Source organism: Pseudomonas sp. P5_B2 (assembly GCF_056400445.1).
Map to the genome: position 1 here is coordinate 1 of NZ_JBFULH010000543.1, position 2,764 is coordinate 2,764.

Consider the following 2,764-nt stretch of genomic DNA (forward strand, 5'->3'; position numbering starts at 1 on the left):
GTGTGTCGATCAGCCGACGCTTGTGGCTCATCTTGATCGTGTCGGTGGTGATGTTGTTGACGCTGGGTCTGTTGATGCTCAAGCAGATTCACGACGACCTTTATCAGGCCAAGGCCCAGAAAACCCAGCACGTGGTGCAGACTGCCAGCGGCATTTTGAACTACTACCACGACCTGGAAACGCTCGGCACCCTGACCCGCGATGCCGCGCAGAAGCAGGCGTTGACGGCGGTTCGCGGGCTGCGTTATGACCAGAGTGACTATTTCTGGATCAACGATCTGACGCCGGTGATGATCATGCACCCGACCAACCCCAAACTCGACGGCCAAAACCTGTCGGCCATCCGCGATCCGGATGGTTTCGCAGTGTTTAACGAGATGGTCGCCGTGGCCAGGGCCAAGGGTGCCGGTATGGTCAACTACCGCTGGCCAAAACCGGGCGCCAGTGCTCCGGTCGAAAAAACCTCTTACGTCAAACTCTTCGAGCCTTGGGGATGGGTGATTGGCTCGGGTGTTTACATCGATGATATGCAGGCCGAGTTTTATGGCCAGGTCTGGCGGGCGACGTTTCTCGGCGTGGTGATTGCACTGGTGATGGCGCTGCTGGTCATCCTGATTGCGCGCAGTATCGTGCGCCCGCTCCAGGACACAGTGAACGCCATGGCCAACATTGCCAGCGGTGAAAGTGACCTGACCCGCAGCCTGGATACTCAGGGTCAGGACGAGGTGGCGCAACTGGCGCGGCACTTCAACGCCTTCACCACCAAGCTGCGCCAGGTAATCACCGAGTTACAGGTATCCGCCAGTGCACTGGGTCAGTCGTCCAGTGAATTGGGCAATGACGCCACCCAGGCCCAGCAACGGAGCCAGCAACAGTCCCAGCAGATGGAACTGGTGGCTACTGCTATTAATGAAGTGACCTATGGCGTGCAGGATGTGGCCAAGAACGCCGAGCATGCAGCCAGCGAAATGCGCGATGCCGAATCTCAGGCGCAGCAGGGACAGATCAACATTGACGGGAGCCTGCAACAGATCGACAAACTGTCTGGCACTATCGATCAAGCCGTGGAAGTCATTCGCACCCTGGCGGCAGAAAGCAAGCAGATCGGTAGCGTGCTGGAGGTAATCCGCTCCATCGCCGAGCAAACCAACCTGCTCGCCCTGAACGCGGCCATCGAAGCCGCCAGGGCCGGTGAGCAGGGTCGAGGATTTGCGGTGGTGGCCGATGAAGTGCGCCTGCTGGCCCAGCGCACGCAGAAGTCCACGGCTGAGATCCAGTCGATGATCGAGCGCTTGCAGAGTCATTCGGAAGCAGCGGTCAAAGTCATCGGCGATAGCAGCCGCGCGTCACAACTGACTATCGAACAGGCCGGCCTGGCCGGTGCCAGTTTGAATGCAATTGGCCAGGCGTTGCGCAACCTCAACGGGTTGAACGCCTCTATCGCCAGCGCAACGTTGCAGCAAGCTCATGTAGTGGAGGATATCAATCAGAACGTGACCCAGGCCGCCGGGTTGTCCCATAGCACCGCGCTGGCGGCACAGCAGTCGAGTGTTGCCAGTGTCCGCTTGAAAGATCTGAGCGAGCAGCTGAACGGACTCCTCAAACAATTTCGCGTCTAACCCGCCTGTAGCAGCTGTCGAGCAACGCTCTGTGGCGAGGGGGCTAGTCGGAACGCCGCATCGCCCCGTTGGGTTGCGAAGCAGCCCGAAACTCATGAGCGTTTCCGTATCGTGCCAGTGCTGCGCACTGGAGCGGGGGCAAGCCCCCTCGCCACAGAGCGCTGCTCGACAGCTGCTACAAAGCCGGACAGGTTCTACTTGGTCGCAGCTGCCGGTACAATCCGCTCCCCCACTTTGCTTTCCCCAAGGAACCTCCATGTCCGGGCTTGAACTGTTTGCCGCCGCCCTCGGTGTCATCGCCGTCTGGTTGACCGTCAAACAGAACCCCTGGTGCTGGCCAATCGGTCTGGTCATGGTGCTGCTTTATAGCTGGATTTTTTTTGAGGTGAAGCTGTATTCGGACATGCTCCTGCAAGTGATCTACGCCGCGCTGCAACTCTACGGCTGGCGGCAATGGACCCGCGCAGGCGAGGCGAATAGCGGTCGGCTGGTCAGCCGGCTCGACGCAAAGTCGGTGGCCCTGTGCCTTGCAATCGGCGCGCTGGGCAGTGTGCTGTTGGGCGCCGCCATGGCGCACTGGACTGATGCCGCCCAGCCATGGCTCGACGCTGCACTGACGGGCTTCAGCCTGGTCGCTCAGATGTGGATGGCGCAAAAACGCGTGCAATGCTGGCCACTCTGGATCGCCGTTGATGTGATTTTCGTCGGACTGTTCATCTATAAAGGCATGTACCTCACGTCTGCCCTCTATGCACTGTTCCTGTTGCTGGCGGTGCAAGGCTGGCGGGAATGGCGTGCCGACCCGGCATTACGCGCATGAAGGTTTTGGTGCTCACGGGGCCTGAATCCAGTGGAAAGAGCTGGCTTTCTGGTGAGATTCACGCCAATTTCGGCGGTATATTGGTCAATGAGTACGTTCGGCTTTTCATCGACAGTAATGTTCGCAATACCTGCTACGATGACATTACGTCGATAGCACATGGCCAGTTGGCTTGGGAAGATGAAGCACGAGCCAAACAACCGCCACTGCTGATCCTCGATRCGCATCTATTAAGCAATATCCTTTGGAGTCGAACGTTATTTGGCGATTGCCCGACATGGATCGAGCAAGCATTGCTGGAGCGTCACTACGACCTGCATTTGCT

At 58.6% G+C, this 2,764-nt stretch carries 2 protein-coding genes and 2 pseudogenes; all 4 read left to right on the top strand.

The genetic code is table 11. From position 1 onward, the window contains the following. Positions 1 to 74: 74 nt before the first annotated feature. Positions 75 to 716 (top strand): annotated as a pseudogene (locus AC1DRJ_RS23660) (cache domain-containing protein); the annotation flags it as partial. Between the two features lie 315 nt (positions 717 to 1,031). After that, positions 1,032 to 1,619 (top strand): annotated as a pseudogene (locus AC1DRJ_RS23665) (methyl-accepting chemotaxis protein); the annotation flags it as partial. Between the two features lie 256 nt (positions 1,620 to 1,875). Further along, entirely contained in the window at positions 1,876 to 2,439 is a 564-nt protein-coding gene (gene pnuC, locus AC1DRJ_RS23670; protein WP_477804285.1) for a nicotinamide riboside transporter PnuC, read from the top strand. Continuing rightward, positions 2,436 to 2,764 (top strand): AAA family ATPase (locus AC1DRJ_RS23675; RefSeq protein WP_477804286.1); only part of this gene is annotated, 329 nt, incomplete at its 3' end. The genes pnuC and AC1DRJ_RS23675, both read left to right, overlap by 4 nt.